21 protein-coding genes are annotated in these 26,166 nt (G+C 51.5%); 15 read left to right on the forward strand and 6 right to left on the reverse strand.

The window, feature by feature from the left end:
- The first annotated feature begins 56 nt into the window (after nt 1-56).
- The 4 genes from AC2YIT_RS25625 (at nt 57) to AC2YIT_RS25640 (ending at nt 3,288) form a co-directional block, all read left to right on the forward strand.
- Nucleotides 57-1,379: a sensor histidine kinase gene (locus AC2YIT_RS25625; protein WP_487281085.1), complete on the forward strand. Its 1,323-nt coding sequence runs from the start codon at nt 57-59 to the stop codon at nt 1,377-1,379.
- Nucleotides 1,380-1,557: 178 nt separating this feature from the next.
- The gene (locus AC2YIT_RS25630; protein WP_487281086.1) at nt 1,558-1,878 is read left to right on the forward strand and encodes an ArsR/SmtB family transcription factor; all 321 of its coding nucleotides are present in this window, start codon (nt 1,558-1,560) and stop codon (nt 1,876-1,878) included.
- Between the two features lie 2 nt (nt 1,879-1,880).
- Entirely contained in the window at nt 1,881-2,363 is a 483-nt protein-coding gene (locus tag AC2YIT_RS25635; protein WP_430846530.1) for an SRPBCC family protein, read from the forward strand.
- A gap of 31 nt (nt 2,364-2,394) precedes the next feature.
- The gene (locus AC2YIT_RS25640; protein WP_487281087.1) at nt 2,395-3,288 is read left to right on the forward strand and encodes an alpha/beta fold hydrolase; all 894 of its coding nucleotides are present in this window, start codon (nt 2,395-2,397) and stop codon (nt 3,286-3,288) included.
- A 77-nt stretch (nt 3,289-3,365) separates the two neighbouring features.
- Here the strand turns inward: AC2YIT_RS25640 and pdxR are convergent, their stop codons facing one another.
- Complete coding sequence (gene pdxR, locus AC2YIT_RS25645; RefSeq protein WP_487281088.1) at nt 3,366-4,889, reverse strand: MocR-like pyridoxine biosynthesis transcription factor PdxR; 1,524 nt, start codon at nt 4,887-4,889, stop codon at nt 3,366-3,368.
- 182 nt (nt 4,890-5,071) lie between these two features.
- Between pdxR and AC2YIT_RS25650 the strand changes: the two genes are divergently transcribed.
- Both AC2YIT_RS25650 and AC2YIT_RS25655 read left to right on the forward strand, forming a co-directional pair.
- Complete coding sequence (locus tag AC2YIT_RS25650) at nt 5,072-6,010, forward strand: NADP-dependent oxidoreductase (RefSeq protein ID WP_487281089.1); 939 nt, start codon at nt 5,072-5,074, stop codon at nt 6,008-6,010.
- Between the two features lie 130 nt (nt 6,011-6,140).
- Nucleotides 6,141-6,539: a DoxX family protein gene (locus AC2YIT_RS25655; protein WP_487281090.1), complete on the forward strand. Its 399-nt coding sequence runs from the start codon at nt 6,141-6,143 to the stop codon at nt 6,537-6,539.
- A 117-nt stretch (nt 6,540-6,656) separates the two neighbouring features.
- Here AC2YIT_RS25655 and AC2YIT_RS25660 read toward each other — a convergent pair whose 3' ends face one another.
- The 5 genes from AC2YIT_RS25660 to AC2YIT_RS25680 form a co-directional block, all read right to left on the reverse strand.
- Nucleotides 6,657-7,076, reverse strand: a complete 420-nt coding sequence (locus tag AC2YIT_RS25660; RefSeq protein ID WP_487281091.1) for an ester cyclase — start codon at nt 7,074-7,076, stop codon at nt 6,657-6,659.
- Nucleotides 7,077-7,212: 136 nt separating this feature from the next.
- A complete protein-coding gene (locus AC2YIT_RS25665) occupies nt 7,213-9,663 on the reverse strand; it encodes a TonB-dependent siderophore receptor (RefSeq protein WP_487281092.1) in 2,451 nt (816 codons plus the stop codon).
- A gap of 32 nt (nt 9,664-9,695) precedes the next feature.
- A complete protein-coding gene (locus AC2YIT_RS25670; protein ID WP_487281093.1) occupies nt 9,696-10,391 on the reverse strand; it encodes an ABC transporter ATP-binding protein in 696 nt (231 codons plus the stop codon).
- A 1-nt stretch (nt 10,392) separates the two neighbouring features.
- Entirely contained in the window at nt 10,393-11,775 is a 1,383-nt protein-coding gene (locus AC2YIT_RS25675; protein WP_487281094.1) for an ABC transporter permease, read from the reverse strand.
- The gene (locus tag AC2YIT_RS25680) at nt 11,772-13,208 is read right to left on the reverse strand and encodes an ABC transporter permease (RefSeq protein ID WP_487281095.1); all 1,437 of its coding nucleotides are present in this window, start codon (nt 13,206-13,208) and stop codon (nt 11,772-11,774) included. The genes AC2YIT_RS25675 and AC2YIT_RS25680 overlap by 4 nt, the downstream gene beginning before the upstream one ends.
- Nucleotides 13,209-13,625: 417 nt before the next feature.
- Here AC2YIT_RS25680 and AC2YIT_RS25685 point away from each other — a divergent pair, with 417 nt between their 5' ends.
- From AC2YIT_RS25685 to AC2YIT_RS25725, 9 genes are all read left to right on the forward strand, one after another.
- Nucleotides 13,626-14,450, forward strand: a complete 825-nt coding sequence (locus AC2YIT_RS25685) for a helix-turn-helix domain-containing protein (protein WP_487281096.1) — start codon at nt 13,626-13,628, stop codon at nt 14,448-14,450.
- A 128-nt stretch (nt 14,451-14,578) separates the two neighbouring features.
- Nucleotides 14,579-14,974 (forward strand): DUF6223 family protein, encoded by a 396-nt coding sequence (locus AC2YIT_RS25690; protein ID WP_430846554.1) that lies wholly within the window; start codon nt 14,579-14,581, stop codon nt 14,972-14,974.
- A gap of 227 nt (nt 14,975-15,201) precedes the next feature.
- Entirely contained in the window at nt 15,202-16,434 is a 1,233-nt protein-coding gene (locus AC2YIT_RS25695; protein WP_430846556.1) for an Nramp family divalent metal transporter, read from the forward strand.
- A 1-nt stretch (nt 16,435) separates the two neighbouring features.
- The gene (locus AC2YIT_RS25700; protein ID WP_430846558.1) at nt 16,436-17,452 is read left to right on the forward strand and encodes an NAD-dependent epimerase/dehydratase family protein; all 1,017 of its coding nucleotides are present in this window, start codon (nt 16,436-16,438) and stop codon (nt 17,450-17,452) included.
- Nucleotides 17,453-17,652: 200 nt separating this feature from the next.
- The gene (locus AC2YIT_RS25705; protein WP_487281097.1) at nt 17,653-18,714 is read left to right on the forward strand and encodes a dihydrodipicolinate synthase family protein; all 1,062 of its coding nucleotides are present in this window, start codon (nt 17,653-17,655) and stop codon (nt 18,712-18,714) included.
- A gap of 107 nt (nt 18,715-18,821) precedes the next feature.
- Nucleotides 18,822-20,234 (forward strand): PQQ-dependent sugar dehydrogenase, encoded by a 1,413-nt coding sequence (locus AC2YIT_RS25710; protein WP_487281098.1) that lies wholly within the window; start codon nt 18,822-18,824, stop codon nt 20,232-20,234.
- 66 nt (nt 20,235-20,300) lie between these two features.
- On the forward strand, nt 20,301-23,384 hold the full coding sequence (locus tag AC2YIT_RS25715; RefSeq protein ID WP_487281099.1) for a SusC/RagA family TonB-linked outer membrane protein: 3,084 nt from the start codon (nt 20,301-20,303) through the stop codon (nt 23,382-23,384).
- Nucleotides 23,385-23,401: 17 nt separating this feature from the next.
- Complete coding sequence (locus AC2YIT_RS25720; protein ID WP_487281100.1) at nt 23,402-24,862, forward strand: RagB/SusD family nutrient uptake outer membrane protein; 1,461 nt, start codon at nt 23,402-23,404, stop codon at nt 24,860-24,862.
- A 100-nt stretch (nt 24,863-24,962) separates the two neighbouring features.
- The gene (locus AC2YIT_RS25725; protein ID WP_487281101.1) at nt 24,963-26,153 is read left to right on the forward strand and encodes a glycosyl hydrolase family 28-related protein; all 1,191 of its coding nucleotides are present in this window, start codon (nt 24,963-24,965) and stop codon (nt 26,151-26,153) included.
- The last annotated feature ends 13 nt before the right edge of the window (nt 26,154-26,166 follow it).

A 26,166-nucleotide genomic window follows, 5' to 3' on the forward strand; every position in this document is an offset into this window, starting at 1 on the left:
GAAAATAAATATGCATTTTACAGCCAATTTCGATACTAACCTAAAACCAGTATTGTTTGACTAAGCTATTAGATTTAAATCCCAAGGTGCTCTGGAGTCTCCTTCAGGGCCCTGCCCACCGGTTTACCCTGCAAACCCGTATTTTCCATTTTATTTGTATTGCTACGCTGCTGGTAATGGTTTATGTGCTGATATTCAGTATGGTTGTCGGCATGATACAATACGCGTGGATTACGGCGGCGCTGATTCCATTGCAATTGCTTTTGTACTACCTGTCGCGGGTCAGAGGATTTACGCTTCTGTCGCTTTCCGTTTACTCGCTGTTGTTCCATATCTTTTTTGTGGCAAGTTACCGTGTTAGTGATGGCGTTAATGGCTCTACATTGCTTTCATTATGCCTGGTCTATTTTCTTTCGCTGGCGGTTGCCCCCAGGCGCGGATACCTGGTTCTGACGGTCGTCAACCTGGCCACCGCGGGTGGGTTGCTTTGGCTCGAATACCAGGATCCGTCCTTTATCCTTACGGCCTATGCTAATAGAAAAGAGCATTTTATCGATATAGCTTCAACTTACGCGGTCAATGTAGTCATGATACTGATTGGCCTGGGATACATTATCAGTAATTATAGCAAGGAGAAAGACAAGGCCGAGCAAAGGGCAATGCTGCTCGATGAACTGCATGAGGAAAAAGCCAGATTGATTTCCGTCATTTCCCACGATTACCATACCCCGCTGATTTCCTTAAAAAAATACCTCGACATTATAGACAACTATGATCTTAGCAGTGCTGAAAAGCAAATGCTTACCAACGAGTTGAGGCAATCGATCGTCAACACGCAAAACCTGCTGATGAACCTGCTCGATATGACCAAATCCGAAGGCAGACTAGTCAATCAGGATACCTGTTTCAACCCGTACTACGCCGTTGAAGATACGATCAAAGTCTATCAGGATATCGCCCGTGCGAAAGGCCTGACATTTGAATCAGTGCTGCCGGAAACGCTGCTTTTGAAGGGAAACCCTTACCTTTTTACCATTATCGTAAGAAATTTAATCAACAATGCGGCCCGTGCCTGCCGTGCTGCGGACAACATTAAACTTGCCCACGAATACCAGGGCCGCTATCACGTTTTTTCTGTAAGCGATGCCGGGCCGGGTATTTCTGAGTCAGCGCAAAAAGATATTCTGGACCGCTGGCAAAATCCGCTGCTGCACACCCTTCATTCCGGTGGGCTTGGCTTAATGCTCTCCAAAAAATACACCGAGGTGCTGGGCGGTGAATTGACGTTTACGACTCACGCCAATAGAGGCACCGCCTTCTTTATCAAGCTTCCCTTGGTTAGCCATCCCAACGGAGTAGCTGCAATGTCCAGACATTAACAGACCGTTGAACCTTGCCGATCGGGATTGCCGCCGGCTCAGATGGAACTTCGCAATACGCAAGTCCGGGAATTTGCTGCCTTTCAGGGCCACCATCGCGGCCCGACAGAAAAAAAACTGCCGAAAAATTTGACAACCATTTGGTTGTTTTTATATTTGACAACCAAATGGTTGTCAAATGATAGAAAGAAGAGATGTTTTCCAGGCCATAGCCGATCCAACGCGAAGGATGATTATCCAAAAATTGTCCCAGGGGCCCTTGAATATCACCCAGATAGGGGAGGATTTCGGCATCAGCAAGCAAGCCATAGCCAAACACGTCAAAATACTCAGTGAATGCGGTTTGATCCTTATGAGCCAGAAGGGGCGCCAGCAGGTTTGCGAAGCGCGTCTTGACCAACTTGATGAGGTTACAGACTGGGTAACGGCGTCGCGCAAACTTTGGAACAACCGCTTTGAAAAACTGGAACAATTCCTGATCAACACCAAAAAACAATAGCTATGAATACAGAAAGAAAGCAGCTTTTCATCACCCACCTGTTCGACGCGCCTGTCGAAGCCGTTTTCCAGGCCTGGGTCGATCCGGACCAACTCACACACTGGTACGCGCCAGACGGATGCACCATTGAATTCAGGACCATCGATGTCAGTACCGGCGGAAGGTTTCATTCCTGTATACACGATCCGGTACATGGCGAGTGCTGGGTTAAAGGGACTTACCTGGAAGTGACTCCGAACCGGAGGCTTGTTTTTACGATGATCATGTCAGATGAGGCCGGTAATTCGGTTAGCTCGGTTGCGGCGGGTAAAAGTGCGGACTGGCCCGAGCATCAAACGACTACGGTGACTTTTCAGGCGCTGGGCGCTCAAACTAAGGTATCTATTTACCAGACCGTATCGGAAGAAGAGGCCCGAAAAACCGGTGCCTATCAGGGATGGCTTAAAATGCTCGGCAGACTTTCATCGATGCTGGTCGAAATCTGATCGCGGTTGCTGTACTAAAAATCAAAAAAAGATGAAAAAGACAATTCTATACTTTGCCCTGATGTTTTTGACGGTGGAGTATAATAGCCAGGCCCGGCAAACTTCTGATGGTCGCCAGCTTCCGGCAGACCGGAAGGATACAGTCGCTTTTCAAAGCGGGTATTTGCCGGTTAATGGCATTAAAATGTACTATCAGATCCACGGTAGCGGACAGCCCGTCGTGCTGATCCACGGTGGTGGTTCGACCATCGAAACCACATTTGGAAGGGTTATTCCCTTGCTTGCCCGGCACCGGCGGGTCATCGCCATGGACCTGCAAGCCCACGGAAGGACTAGTGACCGGAACCAGGACGAGTCATTTGAGCAGGATGCGGACGATGTTGCGGCGCTCTTAAAGAAGTTGAACATTGCCGAAGCAGATTTCTTTGGTTTCAGCAATGGTGCGACTACTACGCTGCAAATTGCGATACGCCACCCCGAAATGGTTCGTAAAATGGTGTTAGGTTCTGCCCTGGCTAAGCGCAGCGGGGTGCCCGTTGAATTCTGGGATTTTATGAGCAAGGCAAATCTGGATAACATGCCAAAAGAGTTAAAGGACGCTTATCTGGCGGTTACTCCCGATACGGCGGGCCTGCGGACGATGCAGCGTAAGGATGCAAAGCGGGTGGTCAATTTCAAAGACATTTCTGACGCACAGCTAAAGTCGATCAAGGCGCAGGCACTCATTATCATTGCTGACAAAGATGTAATTAAACCCGCGCATGCCCTCGAAATGCAGAGACAAATCCAGAAATCGCAGCTGGCTGTCATTCCGGGTTTGCACGGAGAGTATATAGGCGAAGTCACCACTTTGAAACAGGGATCATCCAGCCAGGCAGACTTCGTAGTGCCGATGATCGAACGGTTTCTGGATAGCACAGATTAATAGGAGAAAAAGGCCCTTTTGTCGAGCTCCGGCATATCGGCGATCTTAACTGATGATTGCCGGAAAGTGTAGATGGGCTATTTTGCCGAAAACGGAGAAAGGGCCTGTTTCCATAAATCAATTGCGCAGGCCATTTCCCGTTCATCCAGGGAACAGTAACCTATGCGTATGAAGTCATTGGGCATGGAAACAGCAGATTGAAAAAAATAGCCCCGGCCGTCGTTGATCTTTAATCCCAATTTCCAGGCATTCAGGGAAACCGCCCTGGCGCTTATACCCTGTCTGTACGCTGCCCAAATGGCTAGACCACCATCCGGCTGTTCAAAAGTTAGAAATTCTCCGAGCTGCTCGCGAAGCAATCGGCAGGTGTTTTCCAACCGGCCCTGATAAATCCTATGCGACTTTTTGATGTGTCTGGAAATCTCTCCGTTGCTCAAAAGTTCGGCGATCGCTTCTTCGAGCAAAAGCTCACCCTGGCGGTCTATTAATTTGCGAAGGGCAGCCGCCTGCTCCACCACTTCCTCCGGTGCTACCATAAACCCTATACGAATGCCCGGTGCAATACTTTTACAAAAAGAGCCAACATAAATAATATGTCCGCTCGTATCCAGACTAGCCAGGGGAAGTAGAGGGTTACTGGCGAAGTGATAGTCAAAATCATAATCATCTTCAAGCAACGCGAATCCATATTTACGGGCCAGGTCCATCAGCCGCATACGCCGTTCTGCACTTAATGTAACAGTGGTGGGCCGGTGATGATGGGGAATAATATAGACCATCTTGGGCGGCTTCCTTTCGCACAACTGTTCAATCCTGTCTACATCCATTCCTTCTTTGTCTACCGGAATAAATACCAGTTTGGCCCCGGCCAGGTTAAATGTCCGATTGGCGTCCATGTAACCGGGTTCGGGCACAAATACAGTGTCACCCTGACGGAGCAGTAGCTGAGCTGTCAGATAAATGGCCATTTGAGTTCCCTTAGTGATCAGGATTTCCTTTTCAGAAACCTGCATTCCTCTCGTCCGATTCAGATACTTGGCAAGCTCCACCCTGAGACGGTAGGAACCCTGCTCCGGACCATACATGAGAAACTTGTTTGTCAACCGGCTTTTCCCTAATCTTCTATACTCCCGTACAATCTGCTCGATGGGTGCTATTCTCGGATCGGGGAAGCCGTCTTCGATTTTGTACAAGGGCGGTGGCCCCTTTAAGGTGTTGGCTTCAATGTTCGCATCGTTCGGGATTGGGCCATAGCCTGTCTGCTGTATCAGCTGGTATCCGGGTTGCCGGCTCCGCACCCGATTTTTACTGTTTACTTTAATGGCCCTTGATGAAGTATCAGGCAAATGGCTGGACACATAAACGCCGCTTCTGTCTCTGGTCTCGACCCAGCCTTGCGCGGCCAGTTCTTCATAGGCCGCAACCACGGTTTTTCGGTTGATTTGCAGCCGCTGCGCCAGCTCGCGCGAAGAAGGTAATCCCTGCCCGGGTTTTAAAATGCCTTCACAAATCAGCTGAATAATTTCAGACTCCAGTTGCAAATAGAGCGGGCTGTGCTGGCTCCCTTTTTTAAACGAGATCTCGAGAATTTTTTCAATCATATCTGGACCCACAGGTATTTTAAAACTGGCCCGCTAAGGTAGCCAAACGAATAGATAATTTTGCAGAGTATCACAGTTCATCAAACATTTTAAACTAATTAAATCATGCAAAAAATAACATTGAAAACAGTCACGCTTTTGATAACTCCTGGATTGCTCATTAGCCGGAAAGGAGGTGTGCAATGAAGGCGATCATTGTAACAGACCAGGCTGCGGGAACAGCCGGAATGAAGCTAGCGGATCGGCCCGAACCACAAGGGCTCGGCAGCCTTGATGGCGCGAACTATGGCGATGTCGTTGTCCGGGTTCGTGCATCAGGATTTACAGGAGATGAGCTTGCATGGCCCTCAACATGGGTCGACCGCCTTGGTCGTGACAGGACGCCTTCTATTCCCGGTCACGAGGTGGCAGGAGTGGTCACTTCGCTCAGTTATGGAACGACCGGGTTTTCAGTGGGGCAGCGGGTGTTCGGCCTGACCGATTGGACCCGCGACGGCTCGCTCGCAGAGTATGTAGCGGTTGAAGCGCGCAACCTTGCTCCGCTGCCGGCGGACATTGATTTCACGGTAGGGGCAGCCCTGGTTATGCCGGGCCTGACGGCCTGGCAGGGATTGTTCGAGCATGGCCGTCTTCAGTCGGGCCAGACGGTACTCATCCATGGTGCTGCCGGTGTTGTCGGGTCAATGGCAAGCCAGCTTGCACGAGAGGCCGGAGCTTATGTCATTGGCACCGGTCGGGCTGCCGGCCGGCAGACGGCGTTGGACTTCGGTGCCCACGAGTTTGTGGATATGGAAAGCGACTCCCTGGAAGATGTCGGGGCCGTTGACCTCGTTTTCGATGTGCTGGGTGGCGACATTGCGAAACGGTCCGCGGAAATCATACGTCACGGGGGAACGCTCGTAACCATCGCTGGTCCTACCGATGCACGGCCTACCGGTGGCCTGACTATTGATTTCATCGTTGTACCTGATCGCGCTCAATTGACGGAGCTTGCTGAGCGTGTGAAGTCGGGACGGTTGAGGACATACATCGGCAACATAGCAAACCTTGACGACGCTGTCGCCGCATTCAATACCGCCAAACCAACCAAGGGTAAGACGATCATTCGTATAGACCCATAATGGTACGGGACGGCGATGTTTATCCTTTTTAATCATCGCCGTCTTCCTGATGGTTGCAATTCACAAACCTGGAACTGATTGGTATCAGACCGGTCGTTATCGATTAACCAATTCCATTTAAACAAACGAAATGAACCAATATGCTCAAATTCTCTTAAGAGTTGCCATCGCAGCAACAATGCTTTCAGCAGTGGCTGACCGATTTGGCCTCTGGGGTGCGCAATCCGGCTGGGGCAACTGGCAGAATTTTGAAAAGTACACCGCGCAGATTACTTCATTCCTTCCCGGCATTTTGAGCAAGTTCTCGGCCTATGCCGCCACCTTTTTCGAAACAGTATTCTCGATCATGCTGCTTTTGGGCTTCAAAACGAAACTAGTCGCCATGGGCACAGCAGTCCTCTTGTTGATTTTCGCAGTGTCTATGGCTGTCACACTGGGGCCAAAGGCACCCCTTGATTACTCCGTCTGGCTAGGCAGCGCCGCTGCATTTTTGCTTGCCACACAAAACGACAGCGATCCGAAATCATAGAGCTGAAAAAAGGTAGCTATCGGCGTGGAAGAGTTCCACAAACAACACAAGCTTCTGCTCCCGAAAGGAATAACATTTAACTCATAAGCAGTCCTGAGGGGATGAGGCAGCTTGGAGTCAGACTTTTAATGCACCCAGCTGCATGATCAGCGATAAGTTGTCGACAATCCCGTACTCGCGGATTACCTTACCACCGCTAATGTCAAGTATAGTGAGCCCGCTGACATTTACCTTCTTACCCGCAGGATCGACCCCGAAAAGTGTATCTTTCTGATGGGTGCCGGTGTATGTCCATTTCAAGATCGCCTTGTTATCATAAACGTCTACTTCGTGGACGGAGATTCTTATGTCCGGGAATGAGTGATACGTCTGCTTCAATACCCGACGATATTCGTCAATGCCGACGAGACGTTTTGGAAAGTGCGTGTACTCGACATTCAACTCATTATCTGCCCACTTGTCCAGCAGAAAGTCATTCCCCGCATTCCAAATCTGCATGTAGTTTTTGGCTATTTCTTTTGATTCGATATTTTCCATTTGGTCAGTTTCGTTGGTTTAGCATCGACTGACAAAAATCGGACCGATAACATCGTACCGTTAAGCTGGGCCGTCACCCGCCGTCGGCGGCTACTTACCGGGGAAGAATTTGGCCCTACACGAGACACCGACAAAATCAGAAGCGGAACGTGATTGTAAGCGTCGCATTCCTGGGCGCTCCGGGAAAAAGGCGAAAGTAATTTTGCGCGCCCAGCCAATAGGTCCTGTTCAGCAAATTTCCTGCATTCAGGGCCAGCTGGACATTACTTTTGGCCGGCGTGTAATATAGCGCAGCATCAAAAACCGTAAATGCCGGAACGATGAATGCGCGGGTAAACCAGGGTACCTTGTTGCCCTGATGCTGCACGCCCAGCCCGATTCCAAACCCTTTCAATGCGGAGCTGCCCGTGAAATTATACCGCGTCCACAAATTGGCACTATGCCGGGGCGTGTTCTGTTTTCTGGCGCCGATCAGGCTTTCGTCCTGGTCGCGGGTGATCACCGCGTCGATAAAACTGTATGAGGCATTTACCTGCCATTCGGGTGTGATGTACCCCGCAAGGTCCCATTCAATTCCCCGGCTGCGCTCAGCTCCTCGGGTTACAAGGCGGTCGGGGTTTGCCGGATCGTTGGCGTTCATGAGAATGTTCTTCTGAATGATTTCATACAATGCAAGGTTTACTCTCAGCCGGCTACCGGGCAAATCTGCTTTCAGTCCGAGCTCTTTCAGGTCGCTTCGCAGGGGATCGAACCGGCTTCCGGCAGGCAAGGTACCGGTTTGGGGCATGAGCGTGACGGTATTGGATTGAGGCTGAAAGCCTTCGAGATAGGTGCCGTACACATTCAACGCATTGTTAATAGTGTAGGTCAGCCCCAACCTTGGCAGCACCGCGGTTTGGTGCACCGTTAGTGTATTAGGTGCTTTGTAATTGGTAATATCCTCAAACCATTCGTGTCGCAAGCTAAGCAGCACAGTCAGTTTACTAATCTGTATTTGCTCCTGAATGTAGACCGCATGGGTGGTGGTCAATGCGGAAGGCAGCGCGGTACGGACGTTCAAGTTATAATCTTCCGCATTCCGGATGGTATACACCGGGTTTTGGAGGTCGAAATGGTTCACGTTTGGTTTAGGAAGTGTTTTGCCGTTGACGGTGATCGTCTGATAGCTGGCGGAGTTGGCCGGGATAAACGAGGGTGCCACGGTGCCGTCTTTCAGCAAAAAGCCCCGGGCTGCATTTTGTCCGCCTCCTTTCAGTTTGCGCCAGCTGCTCAGGTCATAGCCTGCGAGCAGTTTATGGATCATTTTACCGGTGTTAAAATTAAAATTGAAATATGCATTCACATTGTCGATGTTCCAATACTGCCTGCGCTGCACGAATTGCATCGCGGCAAGGCTGGTTACCGGCTGGTTATCGATGTCGGGTGCGAATGCGTTGGTGGTGCGGTGCTCCTGCAAATCTTCGGACCAGGATTGTTTCATGTACGACGCGTTGAAGCCCATCTGCGAAGTCAGCTTATGGGCCAGGCTACCCGTGATGATCATCTCTTTGGAATGGAAGAAATCGTTGGGAGCGCCCAGGTTCAGCGCGATCGGCGTGCTGCTAAGTCCGGTTTTTCCCGCTATCGCTCCGAAAATAGGTTGACCGCGGTCGAGCATTCCGTTCATATTGCTGTAAATCAGCTCCGCATTCAGCGCCGTTTTCTCATTGGGAATGTAGCTGATCGAGGGCGACACGAGCAGGGCTTTGCTTCCGACCATATCCCGGAACGAACGTGCCTGCTGAAAGGCGCCGTTCAGGCGATAAAGCAGCGTTTTCGATTCATTCAGCGGACCTGTGAAATCCAGCGTGCCGCGAAACGTACTGAAACTGCCTGCGCTCATGCCGACTTCCCTGCGCTCGTTTGCCAGGGGCTTTTTGGTAACCAGGTTAATGCTCCCACCGGGATCAACCGATGAAAAGGTTGCGCTCGCTGGTCCTTTGATCACCTCCACACGCTCTATATGGGTTGTCAATGGTTGCAGAAAATAGTATTGGCGTGTCCGCATTCCGTTGACGATCTGTCCTTCCTCATTCTGGCTGATGCCGCGGATCGTGTATTGATTGTAATAGCTGGTCGGGATCACGCCGCTGGCGATCTTCACCGCATCCGCGAGCTGAAATGCCTGCCGGTCGGCCATCAGCTCCTTGGTAATGGAGGCGATCGACTGGGGAATGTCTTTGTTCAGGGCAGAAACTCGCGTGGCCGAGAAAGAATAATCGCTGTTGTAATCTTTCGCGGCGCGGCCGGTCACCTCTACGGTTTGCAGTTGGCTGGTCGCGGACTGCAATTCGATACGCATGTAGTCGGGCGAGGCTTGTAGTCTGGCCGTTTTGTAACCCATATAACTAACCTGAATGGTGCCCCGGCCCTGCATTGAAAATTGCCCTGCAGAATCGGTAACCGTTCCGGTACCAGTTCCGATGAGGGTAACCGTCGCTCCGGCTATCGCGGAGCCGGTGGCCGCGTCCGAAACCGAGCCGGCTATGCGTTGCGCGGTTGCGGGTAATGGAGCGAATAAAAGCAGCAGGGTAAAAATTCTGATCATATAAGCAGGGACAGGGTGGAGATGAAGCGTTTTCAAACTGTTTTCAAATAGAGCGATTCCAGCTCGTTGGCCGAGATATCCGCCGCATCGATCACCGATTGCAGGGTACCTTCCTTCATGATGCCAATATGGCTCGCCACTTCTTTGGCCCTGAAAATGTCGTGCGTCGCCATCAGAATAGCGGTGCCTTGCGAGGCGAGTGTTTTAATGATCCCCGAGAATTCATTGGAAGCTTTCGGGTCCAGACCGCTGGTCGGCTCGTCGAGCAGCAGCACTTTGGCTTTTTTGGCGACGGCTATGGCGATACCTACTTTCTGCCGCATTCCCTTCGAGTAGCCGGCAAGTCTCTGATCAAAAGCCTGGGACTGTAATCCGGCAGTAGAAAGCAGGTGGCGCAGCTCATTTGTAGTATAATCAAAACCGGCAAGGGCCGAAAAATATTCCAGGTTTTCGATGCCCGTTAGATTAGGATACAGCATGACTGTTTCCGGAATGTAGGCCAGGTACTGCTTGATTTCCTGCGGGTGATCGGCTACCGAAACGCCATTGATCCGTGCCTCGCCGGCAGTAGGTTCGATAAAGCCCAGGAAGAGATTGATCGTCGTGGTTTTGCCCGCACCATTCTGACCCAGCAACGCAAATATCTCGCCCTCGCCGATGCTCAGGTTCAGACTGTTGAGCGCGGTATGGTCGCCATAATTTTTAGTAAGGTTTTTCGCTTCAAGCATTTTATATTTCTTTGATTTGAATAAAATTTTTCCTGAAAAGCAGCAGGGAAACGGCCAGCAAAAGCAGTGTCCAGGCTAGTATCGCGAACGCCCCGCCGGTAATAGCCTCATGGGTATAGCCATTAGACTGGTAAGCGGGGTATCCGGCCCAGTCGATGCTTTCGGTAGGAGTGTTTTCAAAAATGAAGGGGTAAAAGTATTCGCGGATCTGCCGATGGTGTGCTTTGACCGATTGCAGGTAACGGATATGGCTCGTCAGGTCGGTATTGGCCACTTTGTTGAGCGATTGCTGCGTGGCGATTACCGGATTGAAGCCCGCTATGCGCTCGGAAACCGCCTGGCGTTGATGCAGTTTTTTAATCAGTTTTTCAGAAGAATAGGCCGATTCCAAATCACCCGAAAACTGCATCGCATAATACCAGCCCGGCGAATAGCGGTCGTCGGGAATGGGATATTTGCGGTACTGCGGATATGCGGCGTAAAACTTTTCCATGGTCGGCTTTTTAGGCTCATCCCACCTGGCATGGTAACCCTCGCGCTGGCGGATCGCCGTTTCGGCTGCTTCCGGCACCGGGATCAGGCGGTTGACCGCAATGTTGGCCACTCCCGGAAAGAGCATGCAGAGACAAATCCAGATGCAAACCAGCGCGGTAGCATTGAAAGCGGAACTTTTGCCTAGCGCGACCACCAGTATCGAAAGCGCAAACCAGAAAAGCATATACAGCAGCACAACCACCAAAAGCTGAAAAGTAGGCTGGGAGAGGGGTAACCTCAGCCATATAACAGCAACGACAAACAGCAGGATCGTCGCAGCAAAAATGCCCGCGAGCCGGACCACAAGTTTGCCGGCAATCGCCCAGCGGATGCTCTGGGTGGCGGTACGCACGATTTTCCAGACGCCATTTTCCTGTTCTTCCGAAAACGTATTGTAGGTACATGCGATGATCAGCAGCGGAAACAGGAAAATGAACACGAAAGAAGCATCCAGGTTTCCGACCAGCAATGTCAACGGATTGGTCAGCTCGGAATCATACAACTGCCCTTCAATGGCGAGCATTTTTACTTTGAGGCTAAAAGGGTTCACGTCGCGCTGGCCGATGGAAAAGACAGCCCACGGTGACGCCGGATGGGTGGTGTAAAAGAACGGGTAATAAGCGGTCGTGCCGACTGGCTTGCCCGTGCCATGTCCGACAATTTCCTTGAGATGCTGCCGCTGTACCATCGGTACCGAAGCAATTGTTTGCTGCTGGCGGCTGATCACCTGGCTTCCGTGGTAAAATCCGTAGCACCCGAAGAGCAGTAAAGCAATGGCACACGTGAGCACGGTCCTGCTCATCAGGAAGTTTTTGGCTTCGAGAATTAATACTTTTTGCGGCAGTTTCATAACTGGAATTCACGTTTGGAAGAAACAAAGGCCAATGCGGCGAACCCGCCGGCAACCCATACAAGCAAGGCAGCCATGCTATACGCGCCGGCCAGATTGTCGGTGACGGGCACCGGTCGGAAAGTGAAATCGGGCTGCCGCTGCCAGTTTTTAGCACTCACCTTCTGTTGGTTATCGTCTTTGAATTTGATCCGGGTCAAATGGATTTCGTTGAGTGTTTTTGTTTTTTCAAACCGGTATTTTTCGGTTTGCTTCTGAAATGCTGTAAACGTGTCGAAATCGGTACCGGACAGGTTCATCGAGAGGTTGCGTATGGAAAGATAGGGGTCGGCGAAACTGAGGAGCGAGGATACCGCATTCTGGGATTTGTAGGTGTCGATCAGCCGGTCGAAATGCTGGTTGAAAATCCGAGAAGTGATGTTTTCGCCCTCCTGCATCACCAGTGCACCGTAGTTGACCGGCAATTGGGAAATCGAGTCGACATTGTATTTTTTGAGGGTGGCTGCTTTCAAACCTGCAAAATGCGGATCGTCGGGGTTGTGACTGTCGCCTGCCTTGCTCACGTCGGCCAGGATAGCCTGTTCGAATGCAATTTTATCGGGGGCCTGGTATAAGGTACTGCCCAGCGTCTGTGCGCTTTTGGGTAGTACGATGCAAAACAGCATCCATATCAGTACGAGCAACATTAAGGCGCTTCTGCCTGATTTACTCGCTGCAGAAACTCCCACGACGAGCATGGTAATTACCAGGAAATAGAGCGCGTACAGCAGGACTATCAATAGTATACGCAGGGACGAACCGGGACTGAAACCACCGGAGATCATAGCGGTGCCCAGTATAAGGCTTAATGTAAGAATGGGCAGGAATAAAGCCCAGCTTACGGCCGTCAGACCTGCGGTTTTACCGAGCAGAACATCGAGGTAAGATGCCCTTTGGCATAACAGGATTTTGAGCATACCGTTTTCTTTGAGCCCAGCGACGGTCTGAAAACCGATGAAAAAGATAAAAAGCGGCACCAGCAGCTGCATGACCGTCGCCATACTCAGCTCGCCGAAGCGCAACATTCCGTTCGAGAATCCGGCCTCGCTCATATTGACCGTATTCTGCCGGTGGGCTTCCAGGAAAACGGAATTGCCGACATAACTGTCGAGCCCGAAGTCGAAAAAGCTAAGCGGCGATTTTTCGCGGAAAACCATATATCCGTAATGTGCCACCCGGTGCGGGTGCCGGTCGGGCTGGTTCATCCATTGATCATGCACTTCCTGGTGTGCCGCATGCTGCTGCTTGTTGAAATTGTGAACGTACTGCCAGCCAGTGAAAACCGCCAGCAATGAAACCACCAGCAACACCGCAAAGAGTGCGAGGGGTGTCCCGCTCCGAAAAACGGAATGCCATTCCTGGCGGGCAATAATTTTAATAAAAGAGAAATGCATTGACCTGAATGGGTTATCACCCCCCCTTTCCAAAGAAATAGCGGGCGGAATAATTGTGTTTATGCAATATTGTTGCAAATAAAGGTTGAATAATTAAAAATGCAACATTGTTGCAGTTTTAATTGAGAAAATATTTGAATGGGCGAGGTCGTGAGCGGATTAATGTATTTTCGCTAACTTCCCGACTCAACTAATCTTTGTCCGATTTCCTGTTTGAGACCGTTTCCCTTATCACACCCACCGGCTTTCAAGAGGACGCGGCCGGGGTTGCTAAGAGGTTTCTCGCTTATCCGACTATTGCCGAAACGAACAGTTCACCAAAAGCCCTGGAAGAACTGTATACGGAACGAGCGGTGAGTGCCTGGCTATTCGAATTCCCTGGCTTCAAGTAAGTTCTGAGATATTTCACCAATTACTATGAACTACCATACCATTCAGCCTCCCGCTAAACTTGCAGAATACATTCAGTTTTTCTGGGTGTTGGAAGGTTCGGCCACTGCACAAAAACCGTTTCATCACAGAGTGCTGGCCGAGAGCGCACCCGAATGGATATTTTATTGTAAAGGGCAGTTTGAGCTTTCGGGTGCCGGACCCGAGCGGCACAGGACGCCGGCTTCCTGTCTGTCCGGCCAAATGCAACACTTTAAGAAGCTGTTTACCACGAGCGATTTCTGCCTGTTCGGTGTCTACCTTTTTCCATATGCTATTCCGGCCGTCTTTAATCTTCCGGCACATGTGCTTAGCGATGAGACTGTTGATACCCGAACGTTGCTCGGCGAAGAGGGGCAAATGCTTGAAGAAATCGTATTCAGGGCCCCGGATCACCTTGCGCGTGCCACGCTTGTTTCTGAATTTATGTTGCAACGGCTCGCACGGAGTAAAGAAGTAAACAGCCCGGTTTTTGCTTCGATCAGGCGAATTCTTCATTCCTCGGCCGCATTATCTATTCCCGAGCTGGCAGATCAATGCTACCTGTCCCGAAGGCATTTTGAAAGAAAATTCATCCATTACGCTGGATACAGTCCGAAGCAGTTCCAGAGAATCGCCCGGTTCAATACGGTCATCAAAGGATTTGAACAGCCGCCCCTTTCGTTGACGGAAATCGCACACAGATGCGGTTACTACGATCAATCCCATTTCATTCACGACTTTCGCCTGTTCTCCGGATACAATCCGAAAGCTTTTTTCTCACAGCAAAACCGGGCAGCGGATTACCGGGCTCTCGAAGAATTCCATCCCTGAACAAGGATTGGAAAGATGGCGCGATTTTACAATTCTCTCTGTGGGATGGTGCCTAGCTTTGCCCAAAAAACATTATGAACTCACATAATAAGGGCATTATGAAAAAATACGCTTCATTCATTTTATTGGTGTGCTTACTTGTCGCGCTTTCTTTCTGGATACCGGAGCAGGTATCTGCTCAATCGACAGGTGATGAAGGTTCGCAGCCTGTTACCGGCATCACGGCAGGGCGTGCCAGGTCCCTGATTGGGGGCGTAATCGCGCTGGTCAGCGTGATCGTCGGCTGGCGGGCCAATAAGGTGCGCTCAGAGATGACAGATCGGACAGGAAACAAACGAACACAGGCCATCGTTGCCTTGTCGCTTGCGGGGGTAGCCATTATCCTTAGTATTATGCACCTTAGCACCTCTGCCGGTGCGGTCTTCGGTTCAGGCAGTGGTAAAGCAGGGGCAATTGTCGCCCTTGTGCTCGCACTGATCGGCGGATGCCTGGGTGGACTGTCGTTCCGTCGCAGGGTGCAGTAAATACGGTCATAGTGATTGGGAAATTTAGGTATCCGGGTCGAATTGTTCTTATATATCGCAAAAACGCTGATAGGACTGTTAAAAAGGCAGTGAGGAGAGAATTTGCGAAATTTTATCGATATAAATTCTCAAAAAGTGGAATTTAAAAATTCTTTTCTACCTTTACGGGCACGTGCCCGTAAATTCTTTATCAACCCTGAATTCAATCACAGCCAAACCCTTTTACCTTGGAAAACTTCAAAGAAAAATTTCTCAAATGGCTCGGAACGCTCGGGCCGGGCATGATTACGGCAGCGCTTGTTTTCGGGCCCAGCAAAATGACTATCACGTCGAAAATGGGGGCTAACTACGGTTACTCGTTGCTTTGGCTGGTGGTGGTCGCGATATTCTTTATGGCCATTTTCACCAGCATGGCCACACGTATCGGGGTCGCTACGAACGAGTCGCTACTGGCCACGGTGCGCAGGAAGTGGGGCAAGGCAGCGGCTGTGGCAATGGGTATCGGCGTTTTCCTGGTAGCATCATCCTTCCAGGCAGGAAATTCGGTAGGAGTGGGCATTGCCGCCGGAGAGCTGTTTCACACATCGCCGGTGCCGTGGATCTTGTTTTTCAATGCATTCGCGATATGCCTGTTGTTTTTCCGGAGCTTTTACCCGGTACTCGAAAAGACGATGATCTTTCTGATCGTAATGATGCTGCTTTCTTTCATTACTACCTTGTTTTGGGCAGAGCCGGTGGCAGCCGAGGTAGCTCGCGGCCTGGTGACACCCCAGATGCCGGAAGGTTCGTTGGGGCTGGTTATCGCATTTACGGCTTCCTGCTTTTCCATCGTCGGTGCATTGTACCAGTCATACCTGATCCAGGAGCGGATCCGCATTAACCCGGCGGTGAGGCAGGGCAGGAACGACAGTAATACCGGCATTATCCTGCTTGGCGTCATGTGCCTGATCGTGATTGTATGCGCTGCGGCGATCCTGAAACCCAAGGGCATTGCCGTCAACTCCGCATCGGATATGGCCAAGGCCCTTGAACCGCTTTTCGGGAGCAATGCTTCCGCAGTTTTTCTGATCGGTCTTTTCGGTGCGGCATTTTCATCGGTGATCGGTAATGCATCGGTCGGAGGCACGTTGCTGGGCGACGCGCTCGGAATGGGCAGTAATTTCTCTTCCAGGCAGGTGCGTTATCTGGTCGCGCTCGTGATGGTGATTGGTGCAACTGTGGCCATCCGCTTCGGCAAACTGCCGCTCGAACTGATCGTCTTTGCACAGAGCGTAACCATTTTCGTGGTGCCGTTTATCGGGACAGTTATGTACCTCGTAGGCAACGATGCGCAGATCATGGGCGAGAAAGTCAACAAGCCTTTCGTGAAAATTTTCGCGGGGTTAGGACTGCTCATCATTTTCGCGCTGGCGCTGGTGAATGTCAAAGAATTATTTTTTAACAATCCGCTTTTTAAATAAAATGAACGGTATAGAATCTTTTGAGGAACAATGGCTTAGCCCTTCCGACGCGCTGATCGAGGATATGAAGCGTATCGAAGGTGACATTATGATCCTGGGTGCAGGAGGGAAAATCGGGCCGAGCATTGCGCGGCTGACGATGCAGGCCATCGAACGGGCGGGGCTCGACAAGCGGGTGATCGCCGTGTCGCGTTTCAGCGAAGAGGGGCTTGTGCAGGAACTGAATGCCGAGGGTATCGAGACGATCGTCGCCAATATTCTGGACGATTCGCAGTTGCAGGACCTCCCGGAGGTTGAAAATGTGCTCTACCTGGCCGGGCAGAAGTTTGGTACGTCCAGCAATGAGCCATACACCTGGGCGATGAACACCTATTTGCCCGGACGGGTGGCGGAGAAGTTCCGCAAGTCGCGCATTGTGGTGTACTCGACGGGTAATGTGTACCCGTTTACGCCGGTGGGCTCGGGCGGGGCAACGGAGGAAATGCGGACAGACCCGGTAGGGGAGTACGGGCAGTCGTGCCTCGGGCGCGAGCGGATGTTCCAGTACTTTTCGTCGGTCTACGGCACGCCCATCCTGCTTTACCGGCTCAATTACGCGATCGACTTCAAATATGGCGTGCTGCTCGAAGTAGCCAAATCGGTGCTGAACGGCAAGCCGCTGGACGTAACCATGGGACATGTGAATGTGATCTGGCAGGGTGATGCGAATGAAATGGCGATCCGTTCGCTGCTGCATTGCGAATCGCCTTCGAAGATCCTCAATATTACCGGTCCGGAAACGGTTTCGCTGCGCTGGTTGGCCGGCGAGTTTGGACGTATATTCAACATCGAACCACAGTTTGTCGGTGAAGAGCAGCCGACGGCACTGCTGAGCAATGCCGCAGAGTCGTTTCGTTTGTTCGGTTATCCACGCACGACATTGAAACAAATGATCGGCATTACGGCGCAATGGCTGCTCGAAGGCGGCAAAACCATCAATAAACCCACGCATTTCCAGGAGCGGAAGGGGCAGTTTTAATCCAGGGAAGAAAGGGAGGAAGGGAGCAGTCATGAATGGTTGGGTGTTGTCATGGGTCGTCTGGGGTTGTCAAGAATGGTCGGGTTTTGTCATGAGTAGTCATGAATGGTCAGGTTTTGTCATGAGTGTCATGGGTAGCCATGAATGGTGAGGGGGTGTTTGTTTAGTTAATTGTTTGATATTTAGGTGGTTATTTAAGTATGTTGAAGGAGGATATTAAGAAGCTTTTGTTTGACGGAACAGTGATTCCGGCTCATCCGCTGGCGCTGACGCGTGACCTGCAGCTTGACGAGCAGAAACAGCGCGGGCTGACGCGCTACTATATGGCCAGCGGGGCCGGAGGAGTGGCGGTTGGTGTGCATACCACGCAGTTCGAGATCCGCGATCCGGAAGTGAATTTGTTTGAAAGAGTGCTGGCGATAGCGGCCGGGGAAATCGATAAGGCGGCATTGAAGCGCCCGTTTATCAAGGTAGCCGGCATTTGCGGATTGACGGAACAGGCTTTGAAAGAAGCTGAAATCGCGATGAAGCACGGTTATGACCTTGGGCTGGTCAGTATGGCCGCCTTTAAAACACAACCCGAGTCGGAGATTATCGAGCACGTTAAAAGGGTGGCGGAAGTGATTCCCGTATTTGGGTTTTACTTGCAGGCGGCCATCGGCGGGCGGGTTTACAGCTACGATTTCTGGCAGCAATTTGCGGAAATTCCCAATGTATATGCGATTAAAGTGGCGGCATTTAACCGCTACCAAACCCTGGATGTCGTTAGGGCGGTGGCGCATTCGAGCCGTCGGGACGAAATCGCGCTGTACACGGGTAATGACGACAATATCGTAGCCGATCTGTTGACGCCCTACCGCTTTGAAATAGGCGGAGAAATGATTGAAAAACGTTTTGTAGGCGGTTTGCTTGGCCATTGGGCCGTTTGGACGGAAAAGGCCGTGGAGCTTCTCGCAGCCGTGAAGCAGACGCTCGACACCGACTATGCCAATGCCGCTTCGATGCTGGGTACCAATATCGCCGTCACCGATATGAACGCGGCTATTTTCGACCCTGCACATGCATTCCACGGCTGCATTACCGGCGTGCATGAGGTGCTTCGCCGCCAGGGCTTGCTGGATGGTATCTGGACGCTGAACCCGAATGAAAACTTATCGCCGGGCCAGTCCGAAGAAATTACGCGTGTGATCGCCGCCTACCCGCATTTGGTAGACGATGCTTTTGTCGCTCGCTTTCTTGAAAATGAAATGAATGTGATCTGATGGATTTATTGCGTTCCTTACCGGTTTGGTTAGCTGCCCTTGCGGTGGTATTTGTGGCGGAACGTCGACATGACCCAACACGGCCATGCCCTGTCGAATCTGATTCTTTGCCGCTTTTCGTGCACGTGCACGTAGTGGCTTCCGGGCTGAATGTGCCCTGGGAGATGGTGTGGGGACCGGATAACTGGATATGGTATACCGAACAGAGCGGCAGTATCAGCAAGCTTAATCCCAGGACAGGAGAGAAAAAGTTGCTTGTGAAAATCGACGAGGTATACCGCCACCGCTCGCTGGGGCTGCTGGGGATGGCCTTGCATCCGGATTTTCCCAAAAAACCATATGTGTATGTGGACTATACCTGTAAGAAGGATTCGGTTATCACGACAAAACTGGTGCGTTTCACCTACCGCCAGAACCGCTTGACCGATCCGCTGACCATGCTGGAAATCCCTGCACATACGGGCCATAACGGTTCGCGGATCGCGATTTCACCTGATCGCAAGCTGATATTCGCTACCGGGGACGCGGTCACCATTACCAATGCGCAAGATACAAGCTCATTGAACGGAAAGGTGCTGCGAATGAACCTGGACGGAAGTGTGCCGGCCGATAATCCGATCAAAGGGAGTCTAGTCTGGTCGTGGGGCCACCGGAATATCCAGGGGCTGGCCTATGGACCTAACGGCATCCTTTACAGCTCGGAGCACGGCGATGCGGTGGAAGATGAGCTGAATATCATTCAAAAAGGACATAACTACGGCTGGCCGAAGGTCGAAGGCTTTTGCGACCAGCCGAAGGAAAAGGGATTCTGCGACTCGGTGAAGGTGACGGAGCCTGTGAAGGCATGGACGCCCACGATCGCCCCGGCGGGCATCGCAGTCTACGAAGGCAAGTTGTTTCCCGAATGGAAAGGGGCGGTCCTGCTCACGACTTTGAAGGAAGCCGATTTGCGTATCCTGAAAACGGACGCGAAAGGCAGCGGCATTGTGTCGGAAAGCATTCCCCTCGATGCTGCCTACGGGCGTTTGCGCGCCGTATGCGTAGCCCCGGACGGCAGTATCTACGTTTCCACCAGCAATCGCGACTGGAATCCGGGCAGTGGTTTCCCGAAACCGGAAGATGACCGCATTCTGCGCATTACCCGCGGGACGCGGGCGGATATGCTCGCCCGCAACACGCAAAACCAGGCGGTAACCGAAAACGCGTCGAACGGGGCAAAGCTCTACCGCCAATATTGCGCATCCTGTCATAAACCCGACGGCAAAGGTATAGCCGGTACTTTCCCAACCCTGCATGGCACGCAGCAGGTGAAGGATAAGGACCAGCTTGTACAGATCATTCTGAATGGCCTTTCGGGGAAGATAACCGTCGAAGGCGAAGAATTCGACCAGCATATGCCGGCGATGGACTTTCTGCCCGATGAGTCGATCGCGGAGATCGCAACATATGTACGGCAGTTCTTTAACCGGGACCTTGATCCCGTCAGCGTTCAGGATGTTGCTAAAATACGAATCAAGTAATCATTTTGTCCATAATAGGGCACGTGCACGTCACCAATTGTATATCTAGTTAAACCCCAATACCCTATGATCCAAATGAAGTTTTACCTGAGAAAGCCTCTGCTGGCGGTGATGCTGGCGCTGGCCTTGTGTATGTCGGGCCACTTGCGGGCCCAGGACGCCGGCAATGTGTCGGGGACAGTGGTGGACAGCCTCGGCAACGCCACTTTGCCCGGTGTGAGTGTGGTAATTAAAGGTACAAGTAAAGGCGTCACGACCGACGTGGACGGTAAATTCCAGATTCAGGCCACGGCGAGCGATGTGCTGACGTTCTCGTTCATCGGCTACAAGAAAGTCGAAGTGCCGGTGGGCAACCAGTCGGTGATAAGGGTGGTGATGCGGCAGGATAATACCGTCCTCGACGAGCTGGTTGTGGTTGGTTATGGTACGGTCAAGAAAAGTTCGGTCACCGCTTCGGTAGCCAAGGTCGAAAACACCGTGCTCGACCAGATACCGGTCGGAAGGCCCGAATCGGTATTGGCAGGACGGCTTGCCGGCGTGAACGTGACGCAAAACAATACCTCACCGGGCAGTGCTCCGCTGATCCGCATCCGCGGGGCGAGCTCCATCGACGCCGGTAACGACCCGCTGGTGGTCATCGACGGTTTTCCCGGCGGTAGTCTGGGCAGCGTGAGTACCAACGACATCGAATCGATCGAGGTTTTGAAAGACGCGTCCGCAGCGGCGATCTACGGTTCGCGGGGTGCGGGCGGCGTAATTATTGTTACCACCAAAAAAGGGAAATCGGGCAAAGCCAGGTTCAATTTTAATGCATATGCCGGCGTGGCAAACGCCAAAGGCCATAAGGACTGGATCACTGGTCAGGAATATTATGACTACGCTGTGCGTTACCAGAACCGCGAGTATAAGTGGATTGGAGGAGATACGAGTATCCCTGTTTGGAACGACTCGCGCCGCCCGAACGCCTACCAGGTGAGCGACGTATTGAAAAACGGCAACAATGTAATATGGGAAGACGCGGTAACGCAAAGCGCAGCCATCCAGAACTACAATCTTTCGGTGGGTGGCGGCAACGACCACGTACGATATTATGTATCGGGTACCTTGAAGGATGAAAAGGGCACTTTGAAAAACACCTGGTACAAAAACTACGGCCTGCGCGCGAACGTGGACGTGACGGTCAATTCCGTGGTGAGCCTGGGTTTTATGCTGAACCCGTCGTACTCGAAACGTCGTTTTGCATCCTCGGACATTAACAACTACGTGAAGTTCCCGAGCTTCGTAGCCGTGCAGAACCCCGACGGTACGTATCCGAGCGCGCGCTCGTACTGGGGAGCCGTGGTGAGCGGGCAGGCGAACCCAATGGCGACACTCGACGGCACCTATTACTACGGAAGGACCGTCAATAACCTGGGCGAAGCCTTTATTAACCTGAACCTGGCCAAAGGTCTTTCATTCCGCTCGTCATTGAGCACCAACCTGGCATCGAATACAACCGACCGCTTCCAGGCATCCTGGGCGACCAGTACCAGTTTGAACTCCGGTTCGCAGGCACTGAGCTCGACTACCAGCATAGCCAATGAGAATGTTTTGAGCTATACCAATACTTTCAAAGGCGTGCACAATGTGAGTGCAATCGCCGGCGCCTCCTACCAGAAGTACAATTCGAGCAGCTCGTCGCTGGCGGCGGTGAATGGTTCTTTCAACAACGATATTATCCATACGCTCAACAATGCGATCATTAACCCATCGGCTTCATCGTCGTCCAGGTCGCAATGGGGGTTGATCTCCTATTTCAGCCGGGTGAATTATGGATTTAAAGACAAATACCTGCTTTCTGCGTCGATCCGCACCGATGGAAGTTCCCGGTTCGGGCCTGACAACAAGTGGGGGTACTTCCCGTCGGCTTCCGTGGCGTGGCGCATTTCGCAGGAGGATTTTATGAAAAATGTCCGTCCCGTGAGCGAGTTGAAACTGCGTGCAAGCTATGGGGCCACCGGTAACTTTAACATTGGTGATTTTGAATACCTCGGCCAGATCGGCGATGTATATTACTCACCTAACAACACGCTGACCAAAGGCCAGACCCAGACATCCTATGGTAACAATAGCCTGAGTTGGGAGAAAACCAAAAGCTACGACTTCGGTCTCGAACTGGGCCTGTTCCGCAACCGCGTGAACCTGGTGCTCGACTATTACGACAAACGCACAAGCGGGTTGCTCTACAACGTGTCGATTCCCTCCATCACGGGCTTCCCGAGCGCATTGTCCAACGTAGGTAGCGTGAGTAACAAGGGTTTTGAAATCGAACTGACCACCAAAAACCTGGTGGGGGAGTTCAAATGGGAGACTTCGTTTAATATGGCCAGGAATGTCAATAAAGTGGAAGACCTCGGCGGTGTGCAGGAGCGAATTACTACCGATGCTTACGGGATGGGCTGGATCCTGCGTCTGGGCCAGCCGATGTTCTCCTATTATGGCTACAAAATCGTAGGCGTGCTGCAAAATGCGGAGGACGTGAAGAACTCGCCGGTGCTGGCCGGATCGGTTCCGGGTAACCCCAAATTCCAGGACGTGAATGGGGACGGTCAGATCACCTCGGCGGATAAAGTGATTCTTGGCAACTTTCAGCCTAAGGCCTATTTTGGCTTGATCAATAACTTTGCTTACAAAGCATTTGACCTGAGCATCGCCATGCAGGCTTCGGTAGGGGCTAAGATGTATAATTTTGAAAACGAGTATTACCAGGGTGCACTGCTCGGTGCAATGCGCCGCTCGCTGGTGGATACGCAGTGGTGGTCGGAAGCGGAGCCAGGCAATGGCATGGTGCCCGCCAGCTCGTTGAGCAAGCTCACTTATCAGTCCTCGTCGGACGCTTATATCGAGGACGCCTCATTCCTGGCGGTGCGGAATATCAACCTCGGCTACACGGTACCAGCGAATATTTCGCAGAAGCTGCATTTGTCGGGCCTGCGCGTGTATGCGTCGCTCGCGAATCCATTCATGTTTACCAAAAAAAGTTTTCATGGCTACAATCCGGAGGGTTACACGGGCGGCGAAATTGCCGGAACGGCCAGCAAACCAGGCTATAACAATGGCGCGGCGCCGATCAACAGGGTATACACGCTGGGTCTCAATTTCAATTTTTAATGCTTGAAAATCAGGATATGAAAATTACAAACCCTATTAAAACCGCCCTGATGTTGATTGCATTGGGCCTGACCAGCTGCGAAGACAAGCTGCTGAACCTCACACCGGAATCGGTACTTACGCCGACGAATTTTTACAAGACGGCCAATGATATCAACCAGGCCGTGCTGGGCGTGTATAATTCACTGCAAACCCGCCGCCCGACCGATTATCTGCTGATGGAAGTGCCCGGGGATAATCTGTATATGTCGGCCAATACAACCATCGCCGGTTCTAACGACGTCGATTTCCTGACCGTGAACGCCGACAATGCTTTGACGGCCGCATTCTGGAATACAACTTACAACGGTATTTTCCGGGCAAATGCGGTGTTGCTCAATATCGACACGCCTACCAACTACGGGGCGGGTTTAAAGGACCAATATATCGGAGAGGCCAAATTCATGCGGGCGCTGTTTTATTTCGATCTCGTGCGGGTTTTTGGCGGTGTTCCCAAAGTCGTCGATAAAATTTCCATTACCGAAGCGGCGGCATTGCCTAAATCGACCGAGGAGGAAATATATGCGTTGATCGTCGAAGACCTGACCGATGCCATCGCTAAACTCCCCGCACGCAAATCCATCGCTACCGGGCGTGCCAGCAAGGGAGCGGCTATGGGTCTGTTAGGCAAAGTCTATGTTTATCGCCAGGATTGGGCAAACGCGAAAACGCAGTTGGAAAAGCTCGTCAATGAGCAGGATTACAAACTGGTGAGCGATTTCGCTTCTCTCTGGAAGCTCGAATCCGAGGACAACGACGAAATTCTGTTTACCGTCAAGTATGTAGACGGAACCAATGGGCAAAGCTTGTCGACGTCTTATACGCCCAATGGCGGCCTTGTCGGAATTGCCGATCGCGGGGCCGAGACTTCGCTGCCGTCGTGGAGCCTGATGAAGAAATACCAAGCGGGCGACAAGCGTAAAGCCGCCACAGTTCAGGAGTGGTGGACTTCGCCGGCACAGCCCAATGCGGAGCCCATTTATTACCCGTATGTGAGCAAATATGCCGTCAAGCATTCCTATGGCGCATCAGGGATCGATATTCCCGTGTTGCGTTATGCGGATATTCTGCTGTTGTACGCCGAAACGCTTTTCAAGCTGGGAGATAAAGCCAATGCGCTCGTACAGCTTAATAAAGTCCGCGAACGCGCATTCGGAAACGCAACACACAACTACAAGGGCACGGAAGCCGCCGACTTTATGGATCTGATCCTCAACGAGCGGCAACTGGAACTTGCCTACGAACACGAGCGCTGGTTCGACCTCGTGCGTACCGGTAAGTATCTGACCGTAATGGCGCAGGAGGAGCGTCTTTACAACTATGCGGCCAAAACGCCTGTTGTAGTGAACCTTACACCCAAGGACTTCATGAAAGTATACCCTATTCCGCAGGCACAGATCGATCTTTCGACTGGTTTGAAGCAGAACAACGGATATTAAGCAGTTATTTCGACGCCCGTAACCGGCAGCTGCCGGTTACGGGCAGTCTCTACCTAAACCCTTATTTTTACTGCATTCGCAATCCTTAACCCTCAAACCAGTGAAATTCCGGCATCTGTTAGTGATTCTTTTGGCGTTTGGCAGAGCATTTTGTGCAATTGGTCAGCAGGATGACACCAAAGCCCTGCAAAAAGCCATCGACCGCGCCGCCCAGAAAGGGACCAACCGGGTGGAAATCCCGGCCGGTCATTATATACTATCGGCTCCGCTGCTGATCCCTTCCAATTTTACGCTCGTCGCCGATCCGAAGGCCTATCTGGAATTGAAGAAATCATCGAACCAGTACCTGCTCCGTAACAAGGATATCGAAAAGGGAAACGAAAACATCAGGATCTTTGGCGGAAAATGGAACGGCAATGCCTGGACGCAAACGCGCACCATCCGTGACAAGGTCGAAAATTCGGACTTTTGTTTCGGGTTCTTCTTTTACAAGGTCAAAAACCTGGAAGTAGGTAAGTTGCAGATCGACAGTACGCGCAGTTGGGGGATTGCCTACATGGAATGCGACAACGTGTACATCCACGATATCCGCTTTCAGCAAAACCCGTTCCGCGATGCCCGGTTTACGAGCGCATTGAACCACAATGGCGACGGCGTTACCGGCGGGGGAAACAATGTATTGATCGAAAATATTTCGGGCTTTACCAACGACGATCTGATCGCATTTGCATCGGGCGGTGCCAGTTTTCAGGGGAAAATGTCGCCGTTCCCCGCCAGGAACTACGAAAACGTGACGGTACGTAACATCTTCCCGGAAAATATTTACGACTCTATCCCCGCATTGAAAGGCGTAGCATTCTACACGTTTGAGCACACCCGCGTTTCGAACATTACAATCGACAATGTCAAGGGCAACACCGCCGCGGCCTCGGTTTTGTTTTATAGTTTGTTCGATAAGAAGGGATATTTCTCAAATGTCAGGATTTCCCGCGTCGAAGGCACCAATGTGTATTCCCGGTCCGAGCACCCGAACCTGCATGCTTCTTATGCACCCGTTACGTTTAAAAATTCGGAAATCGACCGGCTGGTCATTGAAGGTGTCAGCCGGGAAGAGGGACGGTATGCCCAGCCGACATTCCGTTTTGACGACAATATGGTCGTAAATGAGTTGCTTTTAAGGGATGTGTCGATTACGTACAAAGGCTTGACTGGCAACGCCCTGATTGATTTTGGGAAGGCCCATATTTCCAAAGCCAGGATATCGGACATTGAAATACTGAACAAGAAGTAGAGAAACTTTTTGG

The organism is Dyadobacter sp. SRI_021 (assembly GCF_057586235.1).

Coding starts and splice junctions, on each gene's coding strand:
- AC2YIT_RS25630 (WP_487281086.1), top strand. CDS start 1,558: ATGATAGAAAGAAGAGATGTTTTCCAGGCCATAGCCGATCCAACGCGA.
- AC2YIT_RS25635 (WP_430846530.1), top strand. CDS start 1,881: ATGAATACAGAAAGAAAGCAGCTTTTCATCACCCACCTGTTCGACGCG.
- AC2YIT_RS25640 (WP_487281087.1), top strand. CDS start 2,395: ATGAAAAAGACAATTCTATACTTTGCCCTGATGTTTTTGACGGTGGAG.
- pdxR (WP_487281088.1), bottom strand. CDS start 4,889: ATGATTGAAAAAATTCTCGAGATCTCGTTTAAAAAAGGGAGCCAGCAC.
- AC2YIT_RS25650 (WP_487281089.1), top strand. CDS start 5,072: ATGAAGGCGATCATTGTAACAGACCAGGCTGCGGGAACAGCCGGAATG.
- AC2YIT_RS25655 (WP_487281090.1), top strand. CDS start 6,141: ATGAACCAATATGCTCAAATTCTCTTAAGAGTTGCCATCGCAGCAACA.
- AC2YIT_RS25660 (WP_487281091.1), bottom strand. CDS start 7,076: ATGGAAAATATCGAATCAAAAGAAATAGCCAAAAACTACATGCAGATT.
- AC2YIT_RS25665 (WP_487281092.1), bottom strand. CDS start 9,663: ATGATCAGAATTTTTACCCTGCTGCTTTTATTCGCTCCATTACCCGCA.
- AC2YIT_RS25670 (WP_487281093.1), bottom strand. CDS start 10,391: ATGCTTGAAGCGAAAAACCTTACTAAAAATTATGGCGACCATACCGCG.
- AC2YIT_RS25675 (WP_487281094.1), bottom strand. CDS start 11,775: ATGAAACTGCCGCAAAAAGTATTAATTCTCGAAGCCAAAAACTTCCTG.
- AC2YIT_RS25680 (WP_487281095.1), bottom strand. CDS start 13,208: ATGCATTTCTCTTTTATTAAAATTATTGCCCGCCAGGAATGGCATTCC.
- AC2YIT_RS25685 (WP_487281096.1), top strand. CDS start 13,626: ATGAACTACCATACCATTCAGCCTCCCGCTAAACTTGCAGAATACATT.
- AC2YIT_RS25700 (WP_430846558.1), top strand. CDS start 16,436: ATGAACGGTATAGAATCTTTTGAGGAACAATGGCTTAGCCCTTCCGAC.
- AC2YIT_RS25705 (WP_487281097.1), top strand. CDS start 17,653: ATGTTGAAGGAGGATATTAAGAAGCTTTTGTTTGACGGAACAGTGATT.
- AC2YIT_RS25715 (WP_487281099.1), top strand. CDS start 20,301: ATGATCCAAATGAAGTTTTACCTGAGAAAGCCTCTGCTGGCGGTGATG.
- AC2YIT_RS25720 (WP_487281100.1), top strand. CDS start 23,402: ATGAAAATTACAAACCCTATTAAAACCGCCCTGATGTTGATTGCATTG.